This window comes from Bacillus sp. FSL K6-0972 (genome assembly GCF_037976035.1).
Classification (GTDB): Bacteria; Bacillota; Bacilli; order Bacillales; family Bacillaceae; genus Bacillus; species Bacillus haynesii.
Genome location: NZ_CP150260.1, coordinates 3,120,699 through 3,143,926 on the forward strand (window position 1 = coordinate 3,120,699; position 23,228 = coordinate 3,143,926).

Below are 23,228 nucleotides of genomic sequence, written 5' to 3' on the forward strand. Positions count from 1 at the left end.
TCCTCGGGTTTTACACTAGATTGACAGTTCTTGAGACAAGCGGTACATGCTTTGATCAATTGTATGTTTATGCTCGAGTATTTCAATGATATCATGATGCACAAGCTGGTTATTTTGAATTCCGACACAGCGTCCGCCTTTTCCTTCAAGAAGCAGTTCAACCGCAAATGCCCCTAGGCGGCTTGCCAATACACGGTCTGCTGCAGTCGGAGAACCGCCGCGTTGGATATGTCCAAGCACCGATACTCTAGTTTCGAGATTTGTGGCTTCCTCAATTCTTTTACCGAATTCAACGCCGCTTCCGACGCCTTCCGCCACAATGATGATGCTGTGTTTCTTGCCGCGCTCATGCCCTCTTTTCAGCCTCGCAATAATTTCTTCCATATCGTAGTCGGCTTCAGGAATCAAAATGGATTCCGCTCCTCCGGCCAAACCTGACCATAAAGCAATGTCCCCGGCATGGCGGCCCATTACTTCAATCACGTATGTACGTTCATGGGATGTAGCTGTATCCCTGATTTTATCGATGGCATCGATAACGGTATTTAACGCCGTATCAAATCCGATCGTCAAATCTGTTCCAGGGATGTCATTGTCGATCGTTCCCGGTACTCCGACACAAGGAAAACCGTGTTCTGTCAGCTTTTTGGCTCCCATATAAGAACCGTCACCGCCAATGACGACTAATCCTTCTATACCATATTTTTTTAAATTCGCTATTCCTTTTTCCCGTCCTTCTACCGTTTTAAACTCAGGACACCTTGCTGTATATAGCTTCGTTCCTCCGCGGTGAATGATATCTCCGACAGAACCGATTTCAAGCTTTTCTATTTTTCCGCTGATTAAACCTGAATACCCGTTGTAAATTCCGTATACTTCTACGTCATGGTAGATCGCTTTCCTGACAACCGCGCGGACCGCCGCGTTCATTCCCGGGGAATCTCCGCCGCTCGTCAATACTCCGATACGTTTCATCTTTTTCACCTCTAAAACATATATAATTTACCTTAACACGTTCATTGCCGCTAAAACAATGAAAAAGGGATGAAAATTTTCCGAAAATCCCTATAAAACCTTACTCATTATACAATTAAACAAAAAGTTTTTAAATAAATTTTAAGCAAACTCTTTGAAAAATCGCGGGTGAAAGACACAATCCTTTCACTTTTCACCTTTGTCCATAAAAAATAAACGTGAGCCAAAGGCCTCACGTTTATTTATTTTATCCCAACATATTGGTTTTCAGTCGAAATTTTTCCAATTGATTTATACTTGTTATATCTTTGTTGGATCAGCTCGTTCTTATCCAGCTTCAGCAGGGATTTGAGCTCGCGTTTCAGCGCTTCGTCGATGTAGGCAGCCTGCTGCTCTACATCGCGGTGTGCTCCGCCTCTTACTTCTTTTATAACATGATCTATAATATCCAATTCTTTTAGGTCCGGAGCGGTGATTTTCATTGTTTCTGCCGCTTTTTTCGCGAGTCCTGAATCCTTCCAGAGGATAGCAGCCGCTCCCTCGGGAGAGATCACCGAATAAGTTGAGTTTTCCAGCATCAATAAGCGGTTTGCGACGCCGAGCGCAAGCGCTCCTCCGCTGCCGCCTTCCCCGATGACGATCGAGATGACCGGCACAGAGAGGCCCGCCATTTCAAAAAGGTTTTTGGCAATGGCTTCGCTTTGCCCCCGCTCTTCAGCTGCTTTTCCCGGGTATGCTCCTTTTGTATCAATAAAGCAGATGATCGGCCTGTTAAATTTATCGGCCTGCTTCATCAGCCTGAGCGCTTTGCGGTAGCCTTCCGGATGCGGCATTCCGAAGTTGCGGCGGATGTTTTCTTTTGTATCCTTGCCGCGCTGTTGGCCGATCACTGTCACAGGAAGGCCCCGAAACTTGGCAATTCCGCCGACAATCGCTTCATCATCACCGAAATAACGATCTCCGTGGCACTCAAAAAAATCGGTAAAGAGATGTTCGATATAATCGAGCGTAGTCGGACGGTTCGGATGCCTTGCAATCTGGACTCTGTCCCAGGCTTTCAGATTTGTATAAATGTCTTCTTCAAGCCTTTCAAGACGAGCTTCAAGCTTCGTAATTTCAGAGCTTAAATCCATATCGGAATCCTGTGTGAACCTTTTCAATTCGGCGATCTTTTCACGCAGTTCGACCACCGGTTTTTCAAATTCTAATTCTCCAGCCACTCGAGATCACCTCCAGTTTGGTGCATTTTCAAAATGCTGCCGAGCGTTTTTTTCATGTCAGCTCTGTGAACGACGGAATCAAGCTGGCCATGCTTTAACAGAAATTCCGCAGTCTGAAAATCCTCAGGCAGTTCTTCACGGATGGTTTGTTCGATAATTCTTCTTCCGGCAAAGCCGATCAGCGCGCCTGGCTCAGCAAGGTTGTAGTCGCCGAGGGATGCGAAGCTTGCGGATACACCGCCGGTTGTCGGATGCGTCATCACTGAAATGATCAAGCCCTGCTCTTCGCTGAACAGCTTCAAAGCGGAGCTTGTTTTAGCCATTTGCATCAAGCTGAGAAGACCTTCCTGCATTCTTGCACCGCCTGATGCGGTAAAAATGATGAAAGGCACTTTTTCTTCTCTTGCCTTTTCGATTGCAAGCGTAATTTTTTCGCCTACGACAGATCCCATGCTTCCCATTCTGAAAGATGAATCCATCACGGCCACGACTGCCGGAGATCCGTCAATCGTCCCTTTTCCGGTGACAACCGCTTCATTCAGCGACGTTTTTTCCCGGTCTTTTTGCAGTTTTTCAAGGTATCCTGGGAATTCCAGCGGGTTTTCAGACATCATATCCTGATTGAATTCTTCAAAGGAGCCATCGTCCAGCAGGCTTTTTATACGCTGCTTCGCGTTCATTTGAAGATGGTAACCGCAGTTCATGCAGACCCTTAAGTTTTTATCCAGCTCTTTTGTGAGCATGATTTTTTTGCAATCCGGGCATTTTGTCATGATCCCTTCCGGTACATCTTGCTTCGCTGATTCCGCGGGAACGGAAGCGTATTTTTTTTTCTTTTTGCTGAATATATCTTTTAACAAAAGATTACCTCCCTTTTCTGAAGGGTTTTCTTCATGTATGCCTGTCCTGTTTATAGACTAGAACATCACTATACCGAAACTATTGTACTTTTTTTGTCAAACGGTGTCATCCTCAATTCGACATTTTTGAACGGCAAACAGCCGAATCGCACTTTATGCGGTTAGAGACTGACAAATTGATATATCAGCCTTGAGAGCGGATACAAAAGTCCGGAAAAGCGATTTGAAAAAAATTTTTACAACCCGCTTATTCCCTTACAAGTGTCCCCAATAAGAGGAAAAACTGTACATCATATTCGAGAAACAGCGCGTGACGGCTCTTTGGGCCAGAGCAATCACGCGCTGATCAAAAATGGAGTTTTATTTTCCTTCAATCACTGCAAGCTTTCTTGTTTTTTCAGCGACTTCTTCAGGATCGACATCAATTCTTGCAACGCCTGTTTCCATCGCGGCTTTGGCTACCGCTTTGGCAACGGCCGGTGCGACCCTTGGATCGAACGGAGCCGGAATGACATATTCGGGTCTCAGCTCTTCATCGGAAACGAGTGATGCGATCGCCTCAACCGCGGCGATTTTCATCTCTTCATTGATATGAGTCGCGCGGACATCGAGCGCCCCGCGGAAGATGCCGGGGAATGCGAGAACGTTGTTCACTTGGTTAGGGAAGTCAGAACGTCCCGTTCCAACGACACTTGCTCCGGCTTCATGCGCTTCGGCAGGCATAATTTCAGGATTTGGATTCGCCATGGCGAAAATGATCGGTTTGTCAGCCATGCTTTCGACCATTTCTTTTGTCAGAGCGCCTTCGACGGAAACACCGATAAAGACATCGGCGTCTTTGATCACGTCTTTGAGCGATCCGTCTATGCGGTTTTTGTTCGTATATTTTGCAACTTCTTCTTTAACAGCATTCATACCGTTCGGACGGCCTTCGTAAATCGCGCCTTTCGTGTCGCACATGATGATGTCGCGCACGCCGAAATGATAAAGAAGCTTAATGATGGCAATTCCCGCTGCGCCGGCGCCGTTCGCCACAACTTTGACTGAAGACATCGTTTTGCCGGACAGCTTAAGCGCATTGACGAGACCTGCTACCGTTACGATTGCTGTACCGTGCTGGTCATCGTGAAACACCGGAATTTTCGTTTCTTTTTTGAGGCGTTCTTCAATGACAAAACAGTTCGGCGCTGCAATGTCTTCAAGGTTGACGCCGCCGAATGTCGGCTCAAGCAGCTTGACCGTCTCAACAATTTTGTCGACATCAGATGTATTTAAACAGATTGGGAAAGCGTCCACACCGGCAAAGCTTTTGAAAAGAACCGCTTTTCCTTCCATAACAGGGAGGGCGGCTTCAGGGCCGATATTGCCGAGGCCGAGCACAGCCGTTCCGTCCGAGACGACTGCTACCATGTTTCCCTTCATTGTATAATCGTATACTTTGCTGTTATCATCGTAAATCGCTTTGCAGGGTTCAGCCACACCCGGAGAATATGCAAGGCTTAAATCGTCCGCATTGCGAACCTGCACTTTTGATTTTGATTCCAATTTGCCCTGGTTTACTTTGTGCATATGCAGCGCTTTTTCTTTCAATGACATGTTAACAAACACTCCTTCAAGGGAATTTTGCCAAAAACTTTGCTTCGTTTTCTGCTTAAGATTCTTGTAAGACGAACCCTAGAATCTTAAAAATGATAACACAATTGACCGCTTTTTTGATCAGAAATGCTCAGGACCTGTTATCTGAGCACGACATTTTTCTCACCTACAACGCTCTTAAGCCTGTAGAGGGCAGCGTGATCAGCCTTGATATTGTAGCTTTCCGGCAGCTGCACCGTTTGCTTCCGTTTTTCATAATAGACGCAGACCGGCGTTTCCCCTTTGTGTTCAAGCAGGATGCCGCTGATCTTCTTGAAGATATCGTGGGTGTGCTGGCTTTCCTCCACTTTAATATAGACGGACGGCTGTTTTGTTGCATGAAGCGATTCGACGAGCGATGCCGCAGCAATAATGAGCTGGCGCTTTTCATTCCTTGTCTCAAGGCGTCCTTCTGCAAAAAGCGATACGCCTTCTTCCAGGATCGGAGAAAGCTGCCTGAACTGTTCAGGAAAAACAACCGCCTCCATTTCCCCGCTTTCATCGCTCAGCTCCAGAAAAGCCATCGTCTGTCCCGTTTTTGTACGGATCGTCTTCATCTTCGTCAAAAGTCCGCCCAAAGCCGCCTTTTTACGGCTGGAGGCGAGCAGCTGAATAATCGGCAGCGCACCTGCATGGTCCAGTTTCTTGCGGTGGACGCTCAGCGGATGATCAGAAAAGTAAATGCCGAGCGTTTCCTTCTCGTGTGCCAGCAGGTCGACGAGCGGCATTTCTTCCGTCTCGGCGTACTTCGGCTTGATCGTCAAGCCTTCATCGAGAAAGAAGCCGAGCTGATCATTGTCTCCTGCAAACAATTCGGCATGCTCCAGCGCGACATCGACAGAAGCGAGCAAAGTAGCCCGGTTTTCACCAAATTCATCCATTGCTCCGGCAAAAATTAAAGCTTCAATCGTTTTCCGATTTACGCTTTTCACAGAAGTCCTGACACAAAAGTCAAACAAATCTGCGAACGGCTTTTCTTTTCTCGCCCTGTAGATCTCTTTTACAGCCGATATCCCGACGCCTTTAACAGCCCTTAAACTGTAGCGCAGCGCCCCGTTTTCCACGACGAACGGATAGCTGCTCTTATTGATGGAAGGACCTAAAACATTCAGCCCTTTCCCTTTTGCTTCATAGATGTACTGAGCAAGCTTTTCCTCATTTCCGATCGCACTCGTCAAGAGGCCGCACATAAAGTAGAGGGGGTAATGCGCTTTTAAATAAGCGAGCTGGTAGCCGATCATGCTGTATGCAACCGCATGGCTCCGGTTAAAACCGTAATTGGCGAATTTCACAATCAGATCGTATACTTCATTAGCCGCTTGTACGGAATACCCTTTTTTCAAGCATCCACTAATAAAATGATTTCTCTCTGTATCGAGAATTTCCTTGTTTTTTTTGCCGACCGCCCTTCGCAAAAGGTCGGCTTCTCCAAGCCTGAAACCCGCCATACGGGATGCGATCATCATGATCTGTTCCTGATAAACGATAACGCCGTACGTATCTTTCAGAATATCGGCCAAATCCTCGTGCGGATAAGACACAGGAACCCGGTCGTGCTTTCTTTCGATATACAGCGGGATGTTTTCCATCGGACCCGGGCGGTACAAGGCATTGACGGCGACAATGTCTTCAAGGCTCGATGGCTTGAGCCTTTTTAAAACATTTCTCATGCCGGCTGATTCGAGCTGGAAAATACCTGTCGTATCTCCTTCAGACAGCAGCTTAAACGTCTGTTCGTCTTCATAGGGAATCGCCGAGAAGTCGATGGTGACCCGCTCGCTTTTTTCGATCAGCGTTTTGATCGATTCAATGAGCGTTAAATTGCGCAAACCGAGAAAATCCATTTTCAATAGTCCCAAGTCTTCGAGATAGCCCATCGAATATTGCGATAAATATACGCCGTCATGTCCTTCCTGAATTGGTATGATATTCGTCAGCGGCTCCTCGCTCAACACGACACCCGCCGCATGAATCGACGTATGCCGCGGCAGCCCTTCGATTTTCTGCGCCGTTTCAAATATGTCCTGAAGCTTTTTTGACCCGTTTAGGCGCTTGTCCAGTTCAGGAGAAAGAGCTCTCGCCTCTTTCAGCGTCACTCCAGGTTTGGACGGTATCAGTTTCGCCAGCTGATCGGCTTCTTTCGGACTGATGCCCATCACTCTGCCGACGTCCCGGAGCGCCGCTTTTGCAGCCAATGTACCGAACGTGATAATTTGTGCTACGTGCAGTGCCCCGTATTTATTTTTCACATACTGGATGACTTCATCCCTTCGCGTATCGGGAAAATCGATATCGATATCGGGCATGCTGATGCGCTCCGGATTTAAAAACCGTTCAAACAGCAATTTGTGCTTGATCGGGTCGACATCTGTGATAAACAGCGTATAAGCGACGAGAGAACCGGCTGCCGATCCGCGCCCCGGCCCTGTAATAATGCCGTTATCGTGTGCGAACTTCATGAAATCCCAAACGATCAAAAAATAGTCGCTGAAAGCCATGTCGCGAATCACTTTCAGCTCATACTCAAGCCGCTCGACATACTCTCTCGGAGCGGCGCCAAACCGTTTTTCCAGTCCGAGAAAACAAAGCTCGGCCAAGTAATCGTCGGCATTCTTGCCGGAAGGCGCCGGATATTTCGGCAGGCGCGTTTGGCCAAGGCTCAGGTCCACTCGGCATCGGTCCGCGATTTTGACTGTATTCTCCAACGCGTCCGGACGATCCCTGTAAACCTCCAGCATTTCAGCGGGCGGCTTGAGCTCAAGATGCAGATCTCCTTCAGCCTTCATGTCTTCGTTCAGCTTCTCACCCGCTTTAATCGCCTTTAAACACGTATAAGCTGCCGCGTCCTCTTTTTCGATGTAGCGTACATCGCCGGTTGCGGCAATTGGAATTCCCGTATGTTCGCTGAGCTCCAGAATGCGTTCAGAGAGAAGCGGGTCGCCCTTGTACGGCTGATACGACAAATAGAAGCTGCCTTCTCCGAAGATCGAAAGGCAGCGGAGGGCGGCGTCCTTCGCCTCTTCGATCAGCCCTTCTTTCAACAACGCTTCAACATGGCTTGTCCCGCCCGTTGTCAGCGCAATGAGACCTTCATGATAGCTTTTGAGCCATTTTTCCTTGATGCCGGTTTTTGATTTCGACTGCAACACGCTGCTGATTTTCAGCAGGTTTTGGTAGCCTTTGTTTGTTTTTGCCAAAAGAACGAGCGGATATGAAAGCTCTTCTTTTTCATCCGTTAAAACAGAGGCCGTCAGCCCGATAATCGGCTTGATGCCGCGTTTTTTGCATGATTTATAAAATTCCACCGCCCCGTACATGACCTCGTCATCCGTCAGCGCCATTGCGCTGTAGCCCAGCTCTTTGGCTTTGGCCGTGAGATCCTCTACGGAAGCGGAGCTGTTTAATAAGCTGTAACCGCTATGTACTTGCAGGTGAACAAAAGGCATTTCTGTCACCCCTTCCTTTTTCGAGCCGTCTCTTTTCATTATATGATGGGATCGAATGAGAAACAAATGTTCTTTCTTTGATCAACAATCATACTTGTCTTTCTTTGTCCATATAGTGTGATAAGGTGAGGTGATCGGAATGGATCCTGAACAGCCCTTTTTCCCAAACTTTATCAGCTGTTATTTTATTGCGCTTGGCGTGCTTCTCGGCGGTTGCTTAATCGGGGGGATCGGCGCCTATTTGTCGGGGCAGCCGCCTTTAACGATCATTACAAGCCTCGCAAACCGCCTGAAAATCTGGGCGCTGGTTGCGGCAATCGGCGGCACGTTTGATGCGGTCTACAGCTTTGAAAGGGGCATTATTGAAGGCAATACGAGAGACATCGTCAAGCAGCTTCTCCTGATTCTTTCGGCGATGGGAGGAGCGCAGACCGGCTATCTGATCATCAACTGGCTCACACAGGAGCATCTTTCTTCATGAGAATCCCTCCTTATTATAAAAAGCCGGGGTGGCAGCGTTTTTTTGCGGGAATGATGTGCGGAGCCATCATCAGCTGGTTCGTGTTCCTGTTTACATACGGCACCTTTCAGGAGAAGCAGGTCGTCTTGATAAGGGAACAGAAAGAGCGCATCAATGATTTAAATGACCAAATCACCATTTACCGGGAAGACCTTCATAAGCTGAATGAAGATAATAAAAGAAAACTGCTGATTCAAAGCGTCGACGTCAAGCTGATCAACGGCAAGCAATACAAGCTGTCACAGCCCGACATGATGAACTTTGAAGAGCATGTCCGGGATAACATTTCAGATGTCATCACAAAGGATATCGAAAGCGTCCACCGGACGAAAGAGCTTTTAAAGCGGTCGATTGAAAATAAAGAGTATACGATAAACGATAAAAAGTATAAGGCGAAAGTCACCGAACTGACGATTTATACGCGCCTTTCCGTTGAAATCAAAATCTCTTTTTCCGAATAAAAATTATGGATTTTTTTTTACGATTTACATGCATTCGTCGCTTTTTTCCATATTTTAATTTAAACTGACAGTAAGCGATATGTAAGTTTTTTTAAAAGGGAGGAAAGCAGAATGTACATTTACAGTTACCATCAGCTGGCAAGAGATAAAGTCAACCGGATCAAGCTGGGCTACTCGGCTTATGCGGAAACCGAAAGTCTCGCGTCCCTTATCAAAAGAGAGTTAAAAGCCCAAAACATCCATGTTTATGAGGATGTAACAGATATCGGATCATGGTTTATACCTGAATAAACAGCAGCTGCCATGCGTAAAATGATCCGCTTACACTTTGCTGCTGTTTACTTTTTCGCAAGATATTATGCAAACGCTTGCAGTTGAACTGCACAAAAAAAGAGGGATTTCCCCTCTTATTTGTTTTCTTTGCATATCCGCTCCAAGTCAGCGATGACAAGATCAGCGTCTTTCCAGTCATAGATGGAAGCTCCGGCTGCGAGCGGATGGCCCCCGCCGTTGTATTTTTTAGCGACTTCATTGACAATCGGCCCCTTTGAACGAAGCCTTACCCTGATTTGATCGGCTTCCTCCACAAAAAACACCCATGCTTTGATCCCTGAAATATTGCCGAGCGTACTGACAAGCTGTGAAGCTTCAGACGGCGTAATATTGTATTGATGTAAAATGTCACGGGTGATGAAAACCGACGCAACACCGTTTTCGGACAGAGAAACATTCTGGTAAATATAACCATTCAGCCTCACAACATTTAATTTCGTCTCATATAATTGTTCAAATAGCGCCTGTGAAGCAAAAGGATACTCTATCAGCTCTCCGGCATATTTCAATGTCTTTTTTGTCGTGTTCGGAAATAGGAAGCGCCCTGTATCCCCCACAATGCCGGCATAGATCAGTTCGGCACCCTTTGTCGTAAGCGTCCATCCCGCTTGTTCTTTACCCGCTAAATACAGTTCGTAAATCATCTCGCTCGTCGAGCTCGCACTCGTATCCACCCATAAAAGGTCGCCGTATTGGTCTTCATTCGGATGATGGTCGATTTTGATCAGCTTGTCGCCCAGGTTGTAGCGCGAATCGGAAATTCTCGCTTGATTGGCCGTGTCACAGACGATGACAAGTGCATTTTCATACACCGTGTCTTCAATCACATCGGGGGTGTACAAAAAAGCGAGGGAAGGCTCAGGCGCTCCGACCGCGAAAATATTTTTTTCAGGATAGGTTGCCCTCAGGATTTCCGTAAGACCGCATTGGGATCCGTAGGCATCAGGATCCGGTCTCACATGTCTATGTATAATGATCGTGTCATATAATGATATGGTTCTGATGATTTCTTTTTTCATGACGCGCGCCCCTTCTTTACTTTGTTTTTAACCATTAAATCATAATCTGTTGTTGGTGGAAAGTGAAAGTTATGACTTTTTATTGTAGAAAGCGAACCCGATTATGTATACAATGGGTTTGTAAAACTTACAATGGAGGATGTCGATTATGCCGTTTTTTGTTTTTTTCATTGTGGTTTCAGCGATAGCTTATGTGTACTTCAAAGTAAGGTATGTGCGCACCAAAAAAGCGATTGAACGGGAATACTATTCGGCCAAGTCAAGCATGAGTCTGGGCCTGTTTATCATGTTCTTCGGCGCTAATCAGCTGCTTTTAAACCGCGGCACACTGGCTGACGTCATCGGCGTTATTTTTATGCTGACCGGGCTCGGGAGCATGTGGGCCGGCTACAAAGCCTATAAGCACTATGTCCCTTTGCTTGCGAAAGAAAACGAACGGGAGAACGCATAAGCAAAAAGAGGGACACTGGCCGCGTCCCTTAGCTTCTTTCCATCAGCTGAACCATCATCATCGCTTTGCCGACGAGAGCACCCTGGTGAAAAACTTCTATATCCATTTTTCCGAACTTTCTCCCGGCTTCGAGAATGTTCGGTTTTATTTCAATGACAGACTCCATTTGCACAGGCTTTAAAAAATAAATCGTCATGCTCTCAATCACGAGTTCGCCTTTTTTGCGCGATCGCAAAAAGCGGTTTGCAGCTTCGGTCAAAATCGTCGTAAACACGCCGTAGGAAATCGTCCCCAAGTGGTTTGTCATCTGCGGTGTTACTTCGTATTGATAGACCGGAACCGGCTTGTTTTTGTCATTGTCTGATTCTTTGAAACCGCCGGTCACGATGTCATCGAGTTTCTCGCCGACCTGGGGCTGTTTTTGAATCATTTGAAGCGCCTTTAATACATCCTGCCTGCTGATCATGCCGATCAGCTTTTGCCGCTCGTCAACGACGGGAAGCACTTCAATCCCTTCCCAGACCATCATCTGCGCCGCTGAAGCGACAGACGTTTTGCCGATCACTGTAATCGGGTTTTTCGTCATGACTTTTTCAATCAATACAGAGCGGTCATATCCGGCAACATCTTTCGAAGTTAAAATGCCGTGGATTTTCATCTGCTCGTCAACAATGGGAAAGCGTCCGTGTCCCGTTTCAAAATTTTTCTCATACCATCTTTCGAGCTTTTCATGAGGTGATAAGCAGACTGTTTTTTCCAAAGGGGTCAAAATATCCTCAACAAGCACGACTTCTTTTTTGATGAGCTGGTCATAAATCGCCCTGTTGATCATCGCCGCTACAGTAAATGTATCATAGCTTGTCGAAATGACCGGGAGCTCGAGCCTGTCGGCAAGCTCAATAATCTCCGGCTCCGTATCAAAACCGCCCGTCACCAGCACGGCAGCACCCGCTTCTAAAGCCTGGCGGTGCGCATCGATTCGGTTGCCGACAATCAGCAGGTTGCCCGCTCCGGTATATCTCATCATCGCATCAAGCTTCATCGCTCCGATGACGAATTTGTTGAGTGTTTTATGAAGCCCTGCTTTTCCGCCAAGCACATGGCCGTCAATGACATTCACCACTTCAGCGTATGTCAGTTTTTCAATATTCTCTTTTTTCTTTTGCTCGATCCTGATCGTTCCGACCCTTTCGATCGTGCTGACAAATCCTTTATTCTCAGCTTCTTTTATCGCTCTGTAAGCAGTTCCTTCACTGACTTTCATTTCTTTGGCAATCCGCCTGACGGAGATTTTTTCGCCGACGGACAAAGAATCAATATATTTTAAAATCTGTTCGTGTTTTGTCGCCAATCGTTTCACCTTCATCCTCTGACTGCTAGATATGTTTATTATAAATCGTTGTGCAATTGAACCGCAATCCGCCTTCACAACATCATGGCCGCCTAAGACTGATCATTCTCCATCAGGAGAAGCGCTTTTTCAAGCCATGAACAATAGCCGTTTTCCCGCTCAAGCGCCCGGGTCAATACAAGGTAATGGCCGAAATGAGGCGAGCGGAAAGATATCGATTCACCCGCTTCACGCTTCAATTCATCGAGCTTGGTTTTTAAAAAAACAGCTTTCTCCTGCCGCTTTTGAAGCTGATCGGCAAAAAGTCTTTTCGCTTCATCAGGTTCCATCGAAGAGATAAAATAAGCTTTCAGCATAAATTCATCTTTTACCGTATCGGGGACCGGCTTGAATTCCGTAAGCCACCCGTGAAGTTCACGCTTTCCGGCCTCTGTGATGGAATACATTTTCTTTTCTAGCTTTGAGCCTTGGATCACCGTTTCAAATTCGATAAATCCTTCATCCGTCAGCTTTTTCAGCTCGGGATAAATCTGACTGTGCTTGGCGCTCCAAAATTGGCCCAATTCGGCTTTAAACCGGCTTGTCATATCGTAGCCGCTTAAACTCCCATGATCAAGGAGCCCCAAAATCGCGTATTTCAATACCCTCATAATCACCCTCCAAGATGAATCCGATTCCTACATTATATCATGGATGTTTTGATAGACACATAACCGGTTCAACCGAAAAAAGGGCCCGGATTCGGGCCCTCTAAAAACAAGTTTATTTAAATTCGATTGACTCACCGACCTCAAGCACTTTTCCGACTCCGCCAGGAAGGCTGTCCGCAAATGCATGCGGATCCTGTTCGATGACGGGGAACGTCGAGTAGTGAACCGGGACAACCTGTTTCGCCCTGAGCCATTCTGCGGCCAGTTTGGCGTCCTCCGGGCCCATCGTAAAATTATCGCCGATCGGCAAGAAGGCGAGGTCGATGTGATTTAATTCACCGATCAGCTTCATATCTGAGAAAAGCCCTGTGTCGCCAGCATGAAAAATCGTCCTTCCTTCCACAGTCAGCAGGATTCCCGCCGGCATGCCGGTATAGATGATCTTTTGGCTGTCTTCTTCCGTGTAAGCCGATCCGTGGAAAGCCTGTGTCAACTTGACTTTGCCAAAATCGAACTGATGGGAGCCGCCGATATGCATCGGATGTACATTCAGACCTTTCCACCCTAGATAGACCGCGAGTTCATTCGGAGCTACAACGAGCGAATTGTTTCGCTTGGCGATTTCGACGGTATCGCCGACATGATCGCTATGACCGTGGGTCAGCAAGATGACATCCGCTTTGACCTCTTCCGGCTTTAAATCGGTTAAAGAATTTCCTGTAATAAACGGATCGAAGATCAACTGATGATTTCCCGTATCAACTGTTACCACTGAATGACCATGATATGTCACTTTCATCATATCCACCCCTGTTTTTTAATTTCGCACGTCTAGAGAGAATGACGGTTAATCACATTCAAGCCGCCTGTCGCTTCAATGACTGTTCCCGTAATGTAGTCGGAATGTTCATCGCATAGAAAAGTGATGATCCTTGCGATATCTTCACCGGTTCCCGACCTGCCGATCGGCGTTTCCTCATCAAGTGACGCCCTCGCTTCTGAAATCGAGGCCTCTTTCATATCCCCGACGATGTTGCCTGGACAGACCATGTTGGCTGTGATGCCTGAGCCCGCTTCTTCAATGGCGATCGTTTTTGTTAAAGATGCCAGCCCTACTTTTGCCGCTCCAAAAGCGGAACGATGCAGCCAGCCCGGCGCATGGTCTGCCCCCTGGAACCCGTATGTGATAATGCGGCCGAACCGCTGGCGCCTCATGACCGGAACAACCGCTTTAAACAGATGGAAGACAGAGCTTAAGTTGCCTTCAAGCATGTCATACCATTCATCATCAGTATAATCTGCGAGCTTTTTTCGTTCAAATATGTATGGGCCGGCATTATTGATCAGAAGATCAATTTTTCCAAATCGTTCAAGAGCGGCATTCACCATCCGGAGCAGGTCTTCTTTCCTTGTGACATCTCCCTTTACAAACTGCAAACGGTCAAGGGATGACCGCCATTTTTCTTTGAGGCGGCTGACAGCTTCTTCGTCCTGCCTGTAATTCACCGTCACTGAGTAGCCTTTTTCAAGCAGGGCTTCCGTCACTTTACGCCCTAAACCTTTTGAACCGGCAGTAATTAACGCATGGCGCACATCTTTCCCTCCCAGGCATCAAATGATTGCATGAATCTACCTATACTTTACTACAAATCCCTTAGGATATCACATTTGGAGCATCGGGAGTGTCAATCGCTGCTCAAAAACAATCGGCAGACAGAAGAAAGCTGAAGCCCGCTGTTACGGGCTCCAGCTTTCTATTGTTTATCTGCGTCAGCTAACGGCTGTGCGTCATCGTGCGCGACAAATCCGCTGAAATAAGCATCAGAGATTTGCTGAACGGTTTCTTTATCTCCGTCGGCATCATACATGCATGCGTGTTTTGACTGATCTTGTTTCATTGCCACACCCCTTTTCGATTCACAAATTTATTTTGCGTATGAAGCCGCACAGTTATGAATCGAATCGGAAAGTGTTAAAAATTGTTCAAACAATGCTTCGCCTTTTGAATGGCTTCTTCCACTTTTTTGAATCCCGTCCCGCCTTCACTCATTCTTTTTTCGACGGCATGGTGCGGGTCGAGCACGATGTAGACGTCTTCCTCAAACAGCCCGCTTGCCTTTTTGAACTCTTCAAACGGCAAGCCGCTGAGATAAATACCTTTTTCGATACAGGTGTAGACAAGTTTTCCGACGACTTCGTGCGCCTCTCTGAACGGCATTCCCTTTTTCGCCAGATAGTCGGCAAGTTCAGTTGCATTTGAAAAATCCTGCTCCGTTGCTTTTTTCATCATATTTTTATTCACTGTCATTGTTTTAATCATGCCGGCAAAAATCTCAAGGCTTCCTTCGACCGTTTTGACAGTATCAAACATACCTTCTTTGTCTTCCTGCAAATCTTTATTGTATGCTAACGGGAGCCCTTTCATAATCGTCAGGAGGCCGATCAGATCACCGTATACGCGTCCGGTTTTCCCGCGGATGAGCTCCGCCATGTCCGGGTTTTTCTTTTGCGGCATCATGCTGCTTCCCGTAGCATAGGTGTCATCAAGTTCAATGAATTTAAATTCCTGGGAACACCAAAGAATGATTTCTTCGGAGAATCTTGACAGATGCATCATCAGAATGCTGCTCGCGCTTAAAAATTCAAGGATAAAATCCCTGTCGCTGACGCCGTCCAAGCTGTTTTCATATATCGAATCAAAGCCGAGCAGACCTGCGGAATATTCGCGGTCGATCGGAAATGTCGTTCCGGCGAGCGCCCCGCATCCGAGAGGAGACTTGTTAATCCGCTTGAATGAATCATGATAGCGTTCTTTGTCGCGCTCCAGCATCCAGAAGTAAGCCAGCAAATGGTGCGCGAACGAGATCGGCTGGGCCCGCTGCAAATGGGTATATCCCGGCAGTATCGTCTCCACGTGTTCTTCCGCTTTTTCGATCAACACGTGTTGAAAAGCCGTAATCAGCACGATGATATGCTCAGTGTGCCCTTTTAAATACAGGTGCATATCCGTTGCTACCTGGTCGTTTCGGCTTCTGGCCGTATGAAGTTTTCCCCCGAGCGGCCCGATTTCGTCAATGAGCATTTTTTCAAGGTTGAGGTGAATATCTTCGTAATCGACTGAAAAATTGAGTTCGTTTTTTTCCGCTTTGTGCAAAAGGGATGTCAGGCCTTCTTTTATTTTTTCCGCTTCTGCTTCGGTTAAAATGCCGCATTTTTCAAGCATGGAAGCATGAGCGAGAGACCCTGCGATGTCTTCTTTCACGAGCGTTTTGTCAAAGTGGATCGAAGCGCCGAACTCATCGACCCATTTTTCCGGTGTTTTTTGGAACCGGCCTCCCCACAGCTTTTTCATGCTTTAATCTGCTCCTTTTTTTGAACGATGCTGTTTACTTTCGTCGGCAGTCCCCACAGCTCGATAAAGCCGACGGCAGCGTGATGATCGAATGCATCGTCTTTTGTATACGTCGCCAGTTTTTCATCATACAGGGAGTATTCGGATTTACGTCCTTCAACGATCGCGTGGCCTTTGAACAGCTTGACGCGGACGACGCCTGTGACATGTTTCTGCGTTTCTTTCAGGAAACCGGAAAGCGCGTCTTTAAGCGGAGAAAACCACAAGCCGTTATAGATCACTTCAGCCATTTTTTGTTCGATCAGAGGTTTGAAATGCGCCACTTCTTTTACCAATGTCAAATCTTCAAGCTCTTTGTGCGCTTTAATCAAAGTCATCGCGCCCGGGCATTCGTACACTTCGCGTGATTTGATGCCGACAAGGCGGTTTTCAACATGGTCGATGCGCCCCACTCCATGAGCGCCCGCCAGTTCATTCAGCTTTAAAATCAAATCTGACAGCGGGTAGTGAGCTCCGTCAATGGATACCGGAACGCCTTCTTCAAAAGCGATTTCGATCACATCAGGGGTATCCGGTGTTTTTTCAAGCGGCTTCGTCAAATCATAAGCCCCTTCTGGAGGCGCCGCCCATGGATCTTCCAGGACACCGCATTCATTGCTTCTGCCCCACAGGTTCTGGTCGATTGAATACGGGCTGTCAAGGTTGATTGGAATCGGAATGCCGTGCTTTTCTGCATACGCGATCTCTTCGTCGCGCGACCATTTCCATTCGCGCACAGGTGCCAGCACCTCCAAATCCGGATTGAGCGATTTAATGGACACCTCGAAGCGCACTTGGTCATTTCCTTTGCCTGTGCAGCCGTGAGCCACGGCTTGTGCGTTTTCTTTCTCAGCCACTTCGACGAGCTTTTTGGCGATCAGCGGTCTGGACAGGGCTGATACAAGCGGGTACTTTCCTTCATAAAGCGTATGGGCCTGGAGGGCGGTCAGGGCAAACTCTTTCGCAAATTCTTCTTTTGCATCGATAACATATGAATTAGAGGCCCCGACTTGAAGCGCTTTTTGCTGAACAAATGCGAGGTCCTTTCCCTCACCGACGTCAAGGCAACAAGCCACTACATCATATCCCTGTTCCTGCAGCCACTTTATCGCGACAGAAGTATCAAGTCCTCCTGAATATGCTAAAACCACTTTTTTCTTTTGCGTCATTTTGAAAAACTCCTCTCATCTCGGTGCTCTTTTTGTATAAAAATAAGTTTTATTTAATAAAAATACATTTAATATGTATACACTTTAACAAGGAAGTCTGGTTTTTTCAACCTTTTTATAAAAAAAACTTCATTCATTTTTTATGAATGAAGTTCAGTGCATATTCAGCGTTCGGCCGGAGGGCTTTCCGGCTTTACTTTTTCATATCTTTTCTCAGTTCTCTGATGACATGGGCAAGCTCAGGCACAATCAGCTTTGACATTGCAAGCTTTACCGCCCCGCTTGAACCCGGTGTTGCAAACACGGCTTTGTTTTGAATAACACCCGCTGCAGCTCTTGAGAGGATTGCAGCCGCTCCGATATCCTCGGTATAACTCAGCATGCGGAATATCTCCCCAAACCCCGGAATTTCTTTCGAAAAAAGAGGAACGATTGACTCGATTGTTACATCTCTTGAGGCAATGCCCGTCCCTCCGTTTAATAGAATGGCATCGATCCGGTTATCGAGACAGCCTTCCAGCACAGCTTTTTGAATCATTTCCTTTTCGTCCTTTACAATCTCATAAGAAACGATCTCATGACCGGCTTCCTCTAAAAACTCTTTCATGAGCCGGCCGCTTTTATCTGTGTCTTCCGTTCTTGTATCGCTGATGGTAATGACTTTGCAGTTGACGCAGTCCGGCGCTTCTTTTTTATGCTCCTCAACACTCATGGCTATACAGCCTCCTTTATACAGTCTTTTTTCATTATAAAGGGGAAGATGCATAAAAAAACAGCCCTCCTTGTAAAGAGAAGGCTGTTTTATATTTTTAGTGAGCCAGTCTGACGACGTCTCTTGCAATCATTACTTCTTCATTCGTCGGGATGACGATGACTTTCACAGGTGAATGCGGATAGCTGATAAACGCTTCTTGTCCTCGGACGTTATTCAACGCAGGGTCCCAATAAACACCCATGAATTCCAAACCATGAAGAACGCGCTCTCTGACTTCAACGCTGTTTTCCCCGATGCCGGCAGTGAAAATGATCGCGTCTACTCCGCTCATTCTCGCTGCATAAGAACCGATGTATTTATGAATTCTGCTTGCGAATACTTCAAGCGCTGTTTCCGCACGCTCATTACCTTCTTTAGTTGCTTCAACGATATCGCGCAGATCGCTTGAGAATCCTGAAATACCTAAAAGACCGCTCTTTTTATTGAGCGTGTTCAGGACTTCGTCGGCTGTTTGACCCGTTTTCTCCATAATGAACGGGATAAGCGCAGGATCGATGTTTCCTGAACGCGTACCCATCGCCACACCGGCAAGCGGTGTGAAGCCCATTGATGTATCGATTGATTTGCCGCCTTCAACAGCTGCGATGCTTGCTCCGTTTCCAAGGTGGCAGGAAATCAGGCGAAGTTCTTCAATCGGACGGCCGAGAAGCTCTGCCGCACGTTCAGTCACATATTTATGAGATGTGCCATGGAAACCGTATTTACGGATGCCGAATTTCTCATAATATTCATATGGCAGACTGTACAGATAAGATTGTTCCGGCATCGTTTGATGGAATGCCGTATCAAAAACGGCCACGGCAGGAACATTCGGAAGAACTTCTTTAAACGCTTTAATTCCGACAATATTGGCCGGGTTATGAAGCGGTGCAAGTTCTGAAATCTCTTCGATCTCATGGATCATTTCATCCGTCAATAAAACGGAGTCGCTGAACTTTTCGCCGCCGTGTACGACGCGGTGTCCGATTCCGTCGATTTCGTTTAAATCTTTGATAATGCCGAATTTTGTCAGTTTATCCAGCAGCATTTTTACGGCTACGGAATGATCCGGAATATCTGTTGTTTCAGTCTTTTTTTCGTCGTTGACGGAAATCGTGAAGATCCCGTTATCAAGCCCGATTCGCTCAACAAGGCCTTTTGTTAATACTTTTTCGCTGGGCATTTCGAACAGTTGAAATTTCAGTGATGAGCTTCCAGCATTGATTGCAATAATTTTGGACATAAAATGACGCTCCTTTTTACCTATAGTCCGGTGACATTATGTTCAACCCGGATCATAAAAAATATGTATAAAATCGTTCTTAGTAAATTCAAAAAATATCTGCCTTTCTCATTTAAACACTCAAAAGAGTGCATTTCAAGTCACGATCCGACATGTTAACGCTTTCACAAAGAAATTATTATTTTCTGAATATAAAAATAGATCAGAGAATATATCTTCTCTGATCTGCTTATCTTTTTTCAGCCTGGAACCAGTTGTCAAGTTTGGCTGTCATTTTCAGCATCGCATCCTGATTGGCGAATGACGGCACTTGTGCGAGCAGGACCTGTTTAGGCGCTTTCGCCTGTTCGCCATGCTTTTGTAATACCAAAATGCTCTTTGCATGTGCTTCATCTTTGAAAATGGACAGCGGAAGCTGAAGCACTGCATTAATATGCGCATTGTCCTTTAAAAAGGTGCGCAGCTTATCGCTTTGATTGCTTTCAAACAAGTGGTTCGGAATCATAAAAAATAAATAGCCGCCCGGTTTGGTGTAGGTCAAGCTTTGTTCAATAAACAAATGGTGTGAAAAAGAGTGGCCTTCATCTGCCTTTAATTCGAAAGCACGCGCACTTTCGTCATCAGGATAATAGCCGACGGGAAGATCGCAGATGACCGCATCGGCAGGTTCCATAAAAATCGGCTGCAGGCTGTCCTGGTTAAAAAGCTCGATTTCCTTTTCCTGCAGGTTTGCCTGGACATAGGCGAGCTTGATCAGGACGTCATCGATCTCTGAGCCAAACGCTTTTCCCGCTTCCTCAGCCAGCTGGTTCAAAACGGCTAGCAGCAGGTTTCCAGTGCCGACCGCCGGATCAAACAGCGTCAATCCTTTTTTGGGTCCCATAAATTTGTTTACAAGATATCCGATAAATAAACCAATCGTATCCGGCGTCATCTGTCTGTTCGGATGGGGAATATCTTTCTGACCTTTCAGTATGGCAAGCTGGAAAGCTTTCCGTATCGCCTCATGGCTGCCTTCTGAAAAGCGTGCACGGTCGATCAGATCCTTCACCTTTTGTTCGGCTTCTTCGGAAAGCCCGCGGTCCGCAGAACCTGTAAAGAATGCCTCTCCGGCTTCCGCCAATCCTTCTATGTAAGGGATCTGCCGGTCGCGTGCGATGACTTCCGCTCCTTTGTCAAGCCATTCATAAATCGTTTCGACTGGATAGTTTTGCATGATGATGTCTCTCCTTATCAAAAAATCAAAGCCATGAAAAGAGCTCCGGCAAGATGATCACCTGGAGCCCTTTTATGAGTTGAATTTACTTAACGAGTGATTTGGCAGCTTCGATGGCTTTGTCGTAGTCAGGATGGTTTGTCGCTTCGCTGACGTATTCAGTGTAGACGACTTTTCCGTTTTCATCTAATACAAATACGGCGCGGGCAAGCAATCTCAATTCTTTAATGTAAACCCCGAAGGCTTCCCCAAAAGACATCTCCCTGTGATCTGACAATGTTTCCACATTTTCAATTCCGTTTGCTCCGCACCAGCGCGCCTGTGCAAACGGCAGGTCAGCGCTGATCGTATACACTTTCACTGAACCGAGGCCTGCGGCTTCTTCGTTAAAGCGGCGGGTCTGTGCGTCACAAACACCTGTATCGATAGACGGAATCACCGAAATAACCGCTGGTTTGCCTTTGATGTCTTGAAGTGTGACTTCCTCAAGCGAATTGGACAAAACCGTGAAATCAGGCGCCTGGTCTCCGACTTTTACTTCAGAACCCACCAGTGTCACCGGGTTTCCTTTAAATGTAATTGAAGCCATCATCATTCCTCCTTCATTTATGTATGACTCTACTATAAAAGAGTTTAGGACAAACTGCAAAGCTTAAGTCCGGCAGAGACAAAAAAAGTTAACTGCTGCAGGAACAGTTAACTTCTGGGACTCTGTTACCAAAAGCCGTGGCTTTTAAAAAGGAGGCGTCTGGTTTTGACGGTTCATATTTTGCTTCTGCTTATCATTTTTCTTAAACATATGCTGAATCCGTTCGATCGTTTGCGGAGCTGAGTCTAAAATCTTATCGATGACGTGCGTGTTTTCATCCAAATGCAGTATTTTAACGCCTGATGATCCGACAATCAAAAAAGCAATCGGCGTAATCGATACGCCTCCTCCGCTTCCCCCGCCAAACGGGAGCTTCGATTCTTTTCGTTCGCGATCTCCATCGCTCGCTTTGGATTCGGCCGGTTTATTACCGCCGAACTCGCTTCCGCCAGCCGCAAAACCGAATCCCACTCTGGAGACGGTTAGGATGACGCTGCCGTCAGGTGTTTCTACAGGATCTCCGATAATGGTATTGACATCAATCATTTCTTTTAAGTTTTCCATTGCGGTTTTCATCAAACCTTGAATTGGATGTTCAGCCATATTACATTCCTCCTATACTGATGAATCATTCTTTGTTGAACCTGACAGATTTTTTGGCAGCTTAAATAAGCCGCGCATTTTCCCTTCCCAGTTCATCACGATTCTGAAAGCTGCGGTTATAGCATGTCCAACCCGAAAATGGAATATACATGTCAGATGCGTTTTGGAGGAACGGCTGTTAAAGGCTGGAATCACCTCGTATTCCGGTTGGCTGTCAAAACAAAAAAGCTGATGTAAGAGAGCCACCGTGCCGGCTTTCAGAGACCAGGCGCCTCCCGTGACAATCCCGGTTAAAGCCGCGTCAGGAAAGCCGAGGACAGAGGTCCATTCAAGCTTCGTGACGTGAATCCGCTTCATAAACCGGCGGATGATCGGCTGCATATTGATGACCTGCTCCACCAATTTTTTGATTTGCTTCGTACTATCAAACACTTCCCGATAGCCGACTTTTCTCCTCTTTTTATCTTTTTTCAGAGCCGAATTCGTCTGTTCTTTCACATCAACGGTCATATCCTCCTGGTTGATTTTAATCACCGGAATCTCCCTTTTGATGCGCAGAAGGCCAAAAGCTGTCCGAACTTTGACGGTTAGCCGGTCGTCATCGTCTGTATGAAGATATTCGATCGCTACGCGGATTTTCATCATTATAATCGCTGCCAAAAGAATGAAAACTCCCGCAATCCATATGTAAACCATGATTTCACTTCCTCTTATACTAAGCATTATAGGAAGAAAACTGGAAAAATAAACATAGCCGGAATTCCGCCGATTCACAGGCAGCAAAAAACCCGGCTATCTTTTAGCAGCCGGGTTTGAAACAATCAGTCTTTTTTTCGATACAGTTTTTCATGGATAACCGCAGTGTCCGCAAAGAAATCGTGAATCCCTTGTTTCTTTGGCGAAAACGCAGCAACAAGATACGTAATATACAAACTGTTGATATAGCGGCCGATAAACTCCCTAAACAAGATCACATCCCATGTCAGCCCTTTTTCCGGGACAAGCGACACGACCTTCAGCCCGAATACCATCTTGCCCAACGTCTGTCCGAAATACTTCGTCATCAGGACAAAGTAAGCAAAAAATACTGCCGCCGTCACAAAAGAATAAAGCGAAAAGGTGAAAAACCCTGATTCTTTAGGGAGATTCAGCAGGCTGAATACAGGTGAAACCGCTAATTTGTTGATGCTGCCGACAACAATCCCGTCGAGCAGAAAAGCAAACAGCCTGATCCAAAAACCGGCATAGGCATGCTCTACATGCGGGGCCGATTCTTCCCTGGAAACGCCGACATTAGGCGATAATTCATTATGATCCTTTCCATCATAAGTCACATCCATTT

The 23,228-nt window shown here is 46.5% G+C and carries 24 protein-coding genes; 4 read left to right on the forward strand and 20 right to left on the reverse strand.

Translation table 11 applies throughout. The features are described from left to right. Positions 1 to 15: 15 nt before the first annotated feature. The 5 genes from pfkA to dnaE all read right to left on the reverse strand — a co-directional run bounded on the left by pfkA (position 16) and on the right by dnaE (position 8,136). Positions 16 to 975, reverse strand: coding sequence for a 6-phosphofructokinase (gene pfkA / locus MKX80_RS15790; protein WP_154999325.1), 960 nt, complete (start codon positions 973 to 975; stop codon positions 16 to 18). 242 nt (positions 976 to 1,217) lie between these two features. Further along, complete coding sequence (gene accA / locus MKX80_RS15795) at positions 1,218 to 2,195, reverse strand: acetyl-CoA carboxylase carboxyl transferase subunit alpha (protein WP_154999326.1); 978 nt, start codon at positions 2,193 to 2,195, stop codon at positions 1,218 to 1,220. Beyond that, complete coding sequence (gene accD / locus MKX80_RS15800; protein ID WP_003184337.1) at positions 2,180 to 3,055, reverse strand: acetyl-CoA carboxylase, carboxyltransferase subunit beta; 876 nt, start codon at positions 3,053 to 3,055, stop codon at positions 2,180 to 2,182. Before accD ends, accA begins: the two co-directional genes overlap by 16 nt. Positions 3,056 to 3,415: 360 nt before the next feature. Then, positions 3,416 to 4,651 (reverse strand): malic enzyme-like NAD(P)-binding protein, encoded by a 1,236-nt coding sequence (locus MKX80_RS15805; protein WP_003184340.1) that lies wholly within the window; start codon positions 4,649 to 4,651, stop codon positions 3,416 to 3,418. A gap of 140 nt (positions 4,652 to 4,791) precedes the next feature. Next, on the reverse strand, positions 4,792 to 8,136 hold the full coding sequence (gene dnaE, locus MKX80_RS15810) for a DNA polymerase III subunit alpha (protein WP_339227137.1): 3,345 nt from the start codon (positions 8,134 to 8,136) through the stop codon (positions 4,792 to 4,794). Positions 8,137 to 8,275: 139 nt separating this feature from the next. Between dnaE and MKX80_RS15815 the strand changes: the two genes are divergently transcribed. From MKX80_RS15815 to MKX80_RS15825, 3 genes are all read left to right on the forward strand, one after another. Next, positions 8,276 to 8,617 (forward strand): YtrH family sporulation protein, encoded by a 342-nt coding sequence (locus MKX80_RS15815; protein ID WP_043928672.1) that lies wholly within the window; start codon positions 8,276 to 8,278, stop codon positions 8,615 to 8,617. After that, on the forward strand, positions 8,614 to 9,117 hold the full coding sequence (gene ytrI / locus MKX80_RS15820) for a sporulation membrane protein YtrI (RefSeq protein ID WP_176275229.1): 504 nt from the start codon (positions 8,614 to 8,616) through the stop codon (positions 9,115 to 9,117). The genes MKX80_RS15815 and ytrI overlap by 4 nt, the downstream gene beginning before the upstream one ends. A 111-nt stretch (positions 9,118 to 9,228) precedes the next feature. Next, entirely contained in the window at positions 9,229 to 9,408 is a 180-nt protein-coding gene (locus MKX80_RS15825; protein ID WP_043928670.1) for a hypothetical protein, read from the forward strand. Between the two features lie 116 nt (positions 9,409 to 9,524). Here MKX80_RS15825 and MKX80_RS15830 read toward each other — a convergent pair whose 3' ends face one another. After that, positions 9,525 to 10,469, reverse strand: a complete 945-nt coding sequence (locus MKX80_RS15830) for a bifunctional oligoribonuclease/PAP phosphatase NrnA (RefSeq protein ID WP_268342869.1) — start codon at positions 10,467 to 10,469, stop codon at positions 9,525 to 9,527. Positions 10,470 to 10,617: 148 nt separating this feature from the next. Between MKX80_RS15830 and MKX80_RS15835 the strand changes: the two genes are divergently transcribed. After that, the gene (locus MKX80_RS15835) at positions 10,618 to 10,920 is read left to right on the forward strand and encodes a YtpI family protein (RefSeq protein WP_154999331.1); all 303 of its coding nucleotides are present in this window, start codon (positions 10,618 to 10,620) and stop codon (positions 10,918 to 10,920) included. A gap of 28 nt (positions 10,921 to 10,948) precedes the next feature. On the opposite strand, the gene MKX80_RS15840 is transcribed toward MKX80_RS15835, so the two are convergent. The 14 genes from MKX80_RS15840 to MKX80_RS15905 all read right to left on the reverse strand — a co-directional run bounded on the left by MKX80_RS15840 (position 10,949) and on the right by MKX80_RS15905 (position 23,226). After that, a complete protein-coding gene (locus MKX80_RS15840) occupies positions 10,949 to 12,271 on the reverse strand; it encodes a CBS domain-containing protein (protein ID WP_154999346.1) in 1,323 nt (440 codons plus the stop codon). 92 nt (positions 12,272 to 12,363) lie between these two features. Beyond that, entirely contained in the window at positions 12,364 to 12,921 is a 558-nt protein-coding gene (locus MKX80_RS15845; RefSeq protein ID WP_154999332.1) for a PadR family transcriptional regulator, read from the reverse strand. Between the two features lie 112 nt (positions 12,922 to 13,033). Continuing rightward, positions 13,034 to 13,720, reverse strand: a complete 687-nt coding sequence (locus tag MKX80_RS15850; protein ID WP_154999347.1) for a metal-dependent hydrolase — start codon at positions 13,718 to 13,720, stop codon at positions 13,034 to 13,036. Between the two features lie 32 nt (positions 13,721 to 13,752). After that, positions 13,753 to 14,514 carry an SDR family oxidoreductase gene (locus tag MKX80_RS15855; RefSeq protein WP_075751953.1) on the reverse strand — a complete coding sequence of 254 codons (762 nt, stop codon included), beginning with the start codon at positions 14,512 to 14,514 and terminating at the stop codon, positions 13,753 to 13,755. 161 nt (positions 14,515 to 14,675) lie between these two features. Next, complete coding sequence (locus MKX80_RS15860; protein WP_176275233.1) at positions 14,676 to 14,819, reverse strand: hypothetical protein; 144 nt, start codon at positions 14,817 to 14,819, stop codon at positions 14,676 to 14,678. A 74-nt stretch (positions 14,820 to 14,893) separates the two neighbouring features. Continuing rightward, positions 14,894 to 16,273, reverse strand: a complete 1,380-nt coding sequence (argH, locus tag MKX80_RS15865; protein WP_154999333.1) for an argininosuccinate lyase — start codon at positions 16,271 to 16,273, stop codon at positions 14,894 to 14,896. Further along, the gene (locus MKX80_RS15870; protein WP_075751951.1) at positions 16,270 to 17,481 is read right to left on the reverse strand and encodes an argininosuccinate synthase; all 1,212 of its coding nucleotides are present in this window, start codon (positions 17,479 to 17,481) and stop codon (positions 16,270 to 16,272) included. Before MKX80_RS15870 ends, argH begins: the two co-directional genes overlap by 4 nt. Positions 17,482 to 17,674: 193 nt before the next feature. After that, complete coding sequence (locus MKX80_RS15875; RefSeq protein WP_216930475.1) at positions 17,675 to 18,193, reverse strand: molybdenum cofactor biosynthesis protein B; 519 nt, start codon at positions 18,191 to 18,193, stop codon at positions 17,675 to 17,677. A gap of 97 nt (positions 18,194 to 18,290) precedes the next feature. Beyond that, the gene (locus MKX80_RS15880; RefSeq protein WP_154999335.1) at positions 18,291 to 19,478 is read right to left on the reverse strand and encodes an acetate kinase; all 1,188 of its coding nucleotides are present in this window, start codon (positions 19,476 to 19,478) and stop codon (positions 18,291 to 18,293) included. Between the two features lie 229 nt (positions 19,479 to 19,707). After that, positions 19,708 to 20,694 (reverse strand): class I SAM-dependent methyltransferase, encoded by a 987-nt coding sequence (locus tag MKX80_RS15885; RefSeq protein ID WP_268342865.1) that lies wholly within the window; start codon positions 20,692 to 20,694, stop codon positions 19,708 to 19,710. Between the two features lie 85 nt (positions 20,695 to 20,779). After that, positions 20,780 to 21,283, reverse strand: a complete 504-nt coding sequence (tpx, locus tag MKX80_RS15890; RefSeq protein ID WP_011198194.1) for a thiol peroxidase — start codon at positions 21,281 to 21,283, stop codon at positions 20,780 to 20,782. A gap of 144 nt (positions 21,284 to 21,427) precedes the next feature. Beyond that, complete coding sequence (gene ytfJ / locus MKX80_RS15895; RefSeq protein ID WP_152848358.1) at positions 21,428 to 21,886, reverse strand: GerW family sporulation protein; 459 nt, start codon at positions 21,884 to 21,886, stop codon at positions 21,428 to 21,430. A 12-nt stretch (positions 21,887 to 21,898) separates the two neighbouring features. Next, positions 21,899 to 22,582 carry a DUF2953 domain-containing protein gene (locus MKX80_RS15900; protein WP_268315595.1) on the reverse strand — a complete coding sequence of 228 codons (684 nt, stop codon included), beginning with the start codon at positions 22,580 to 22,582 and terminating at the stop codon, positions 21,899 to 21,901. A 125-nt stretch (positions 22,583 to 22,707) separates the two neighbouring features. After that, positions 22,708 to 23,226 (reverse strand): RDD family protein, encoded by a 519-nt coding sequence (locus MKX80_RS15905; protein WP_154999338.1) that lies wholly within the window; start codon positions 23,224 to 23,226, stop codon positions 22,708 to 22,710. Between the last annotated feature and the right edge of the window lie 2 nt (positions 23,227 to 23,228).

Coding starts and splice junctions, on each gene's coding strand:
- ytfJ (WP_152848358.1), bottom strand. CDS start 21,886: ATGGCTGAACATCCAATTCAAGGTTTGATGAAAACCGCAATGGAAAAC.
- MKX80_RS15900 (WP_268315595.1), bottom strand. CDS start 22,582: ATGGTTTACATATGGATTGCGGGAGTTTTCATTCTTTTGGCAGCGATT.
- MKX80_RS15875 (WP_216930475.1), bottom strand. CDS start 18,193: ATGAGTGTTGAGGAGCATAAAAAAGAAGCGCCGGACTGCGTCAACTGC.
- MKX80_RS15815 (WP_043928672.1), top strand. CDS start 8,276: ATGGATCCTGAACAGCCCTTTTTCCCAAACTTTATCAGCTGTTATTTT.
- MKX80_RS15870 (WP_075751951.1), bottom strand. CDS start 17,481: ATGACGCAAAAGAAAAAAGTGGTTTTAGCATATTCAGGAGGACTTGAT.
- MKX80_RS15905 (WP_154999338.1), bottom strand. CDS start 23,226: ATGGATGTGACTTATGATGGAAAGGATCATAATGAATTATCGCCTAAT.
- MKX80_RS15825 (WP_043928670.1), top strand. CDS start 9,229: ATGTACATTTACAGTTACCATCAGCTGGCAAGAGATAAAGTCAACCGG.
- MKX80_RS15835 (WP_154999331.1), top strand. CDS start 10,618: ATGCCGTTTTTTGTTTTTTTCATTGTGGTTTCAGCGATAGCTTATGTG.
- MKX80_RS15850 (WP_154999347.1), bottom strand. CDS start 13,720: ATGAAAGTGACATATCATGGTCATTCAGTGGTAACAGTTGATACGGGA.
- MKX80_RS15880 (WP_154999335.1), bottom strand. CDS start 19,478: ATGTCCAAAATTATTGCAATCAATGCTGGAAGCTCATCACTGAAATTT.
- argH (WP_154999333.1), bottom strand. CDS start 16,273: ATGAAAAAGCTGTGGGGAGGCCGGTTCCAAAAAACACCGGAAAAATGG.
- pfkA (WP_154999325.1), bottom strand. CDS start 975: ATGAAACGTATCGGAGTATTGACGAGCGGCGGAGATTCCCCGGGAATG.
- tpx (WP_011198194.1), bottom strand. CDS start 21,283: ATGGCTTCAATTACATTTAAAGGAAACCCGGTGACACTGGTGGGTTCT.
- dnaE (WP_339227137.1), bottom strand. CDS start 8,136: ATGCCTTTTGTTCACCTGCAAGTACATAGCGGTTACAGCTTATTAAAC.
- MKX80_RS15805 (WP_003184340.1), bottom strand. CDS start 4,651: ATGTCATTGAAAGAAAAAGCGCTGCATATGCACAAAGTAAACCAGGGC.
- MKX80_RS15845 (WP_154999332.1), bottom strand. CDS start 12,921: ATGAGGGTATTGAAATACGCGATTTTGGGGCTCCTTGATCATGGGAGT.
- MKX80_RS15830 (WP_268342869.1), bottom strand. CDS start 10,469: ATGAAAAAAGAAATCATCAGAACCATATCATTATATGACACGATCATT.
- MKX80_RS15860 (WP_176275233.1), bottom strand. CDS start 14,819: ATGAAACAAGATCAGTCAAAACACGCATGCATGTATGATGCCGACGGA.
- MKX80_RS15885 (WP_268342865.1), bottom strand. CDS start 20,694: ATGCAAAACTATCCAGTCGAAACGATTTATGAATGGCTTGACAAAGGA.
- ytrI (WP_176275229.1), top strand. CDS start 8,614: ATGAGAATCCCTCCTTATTATAAAAAGCCGGGGTGGCAGCGTTTTTTT.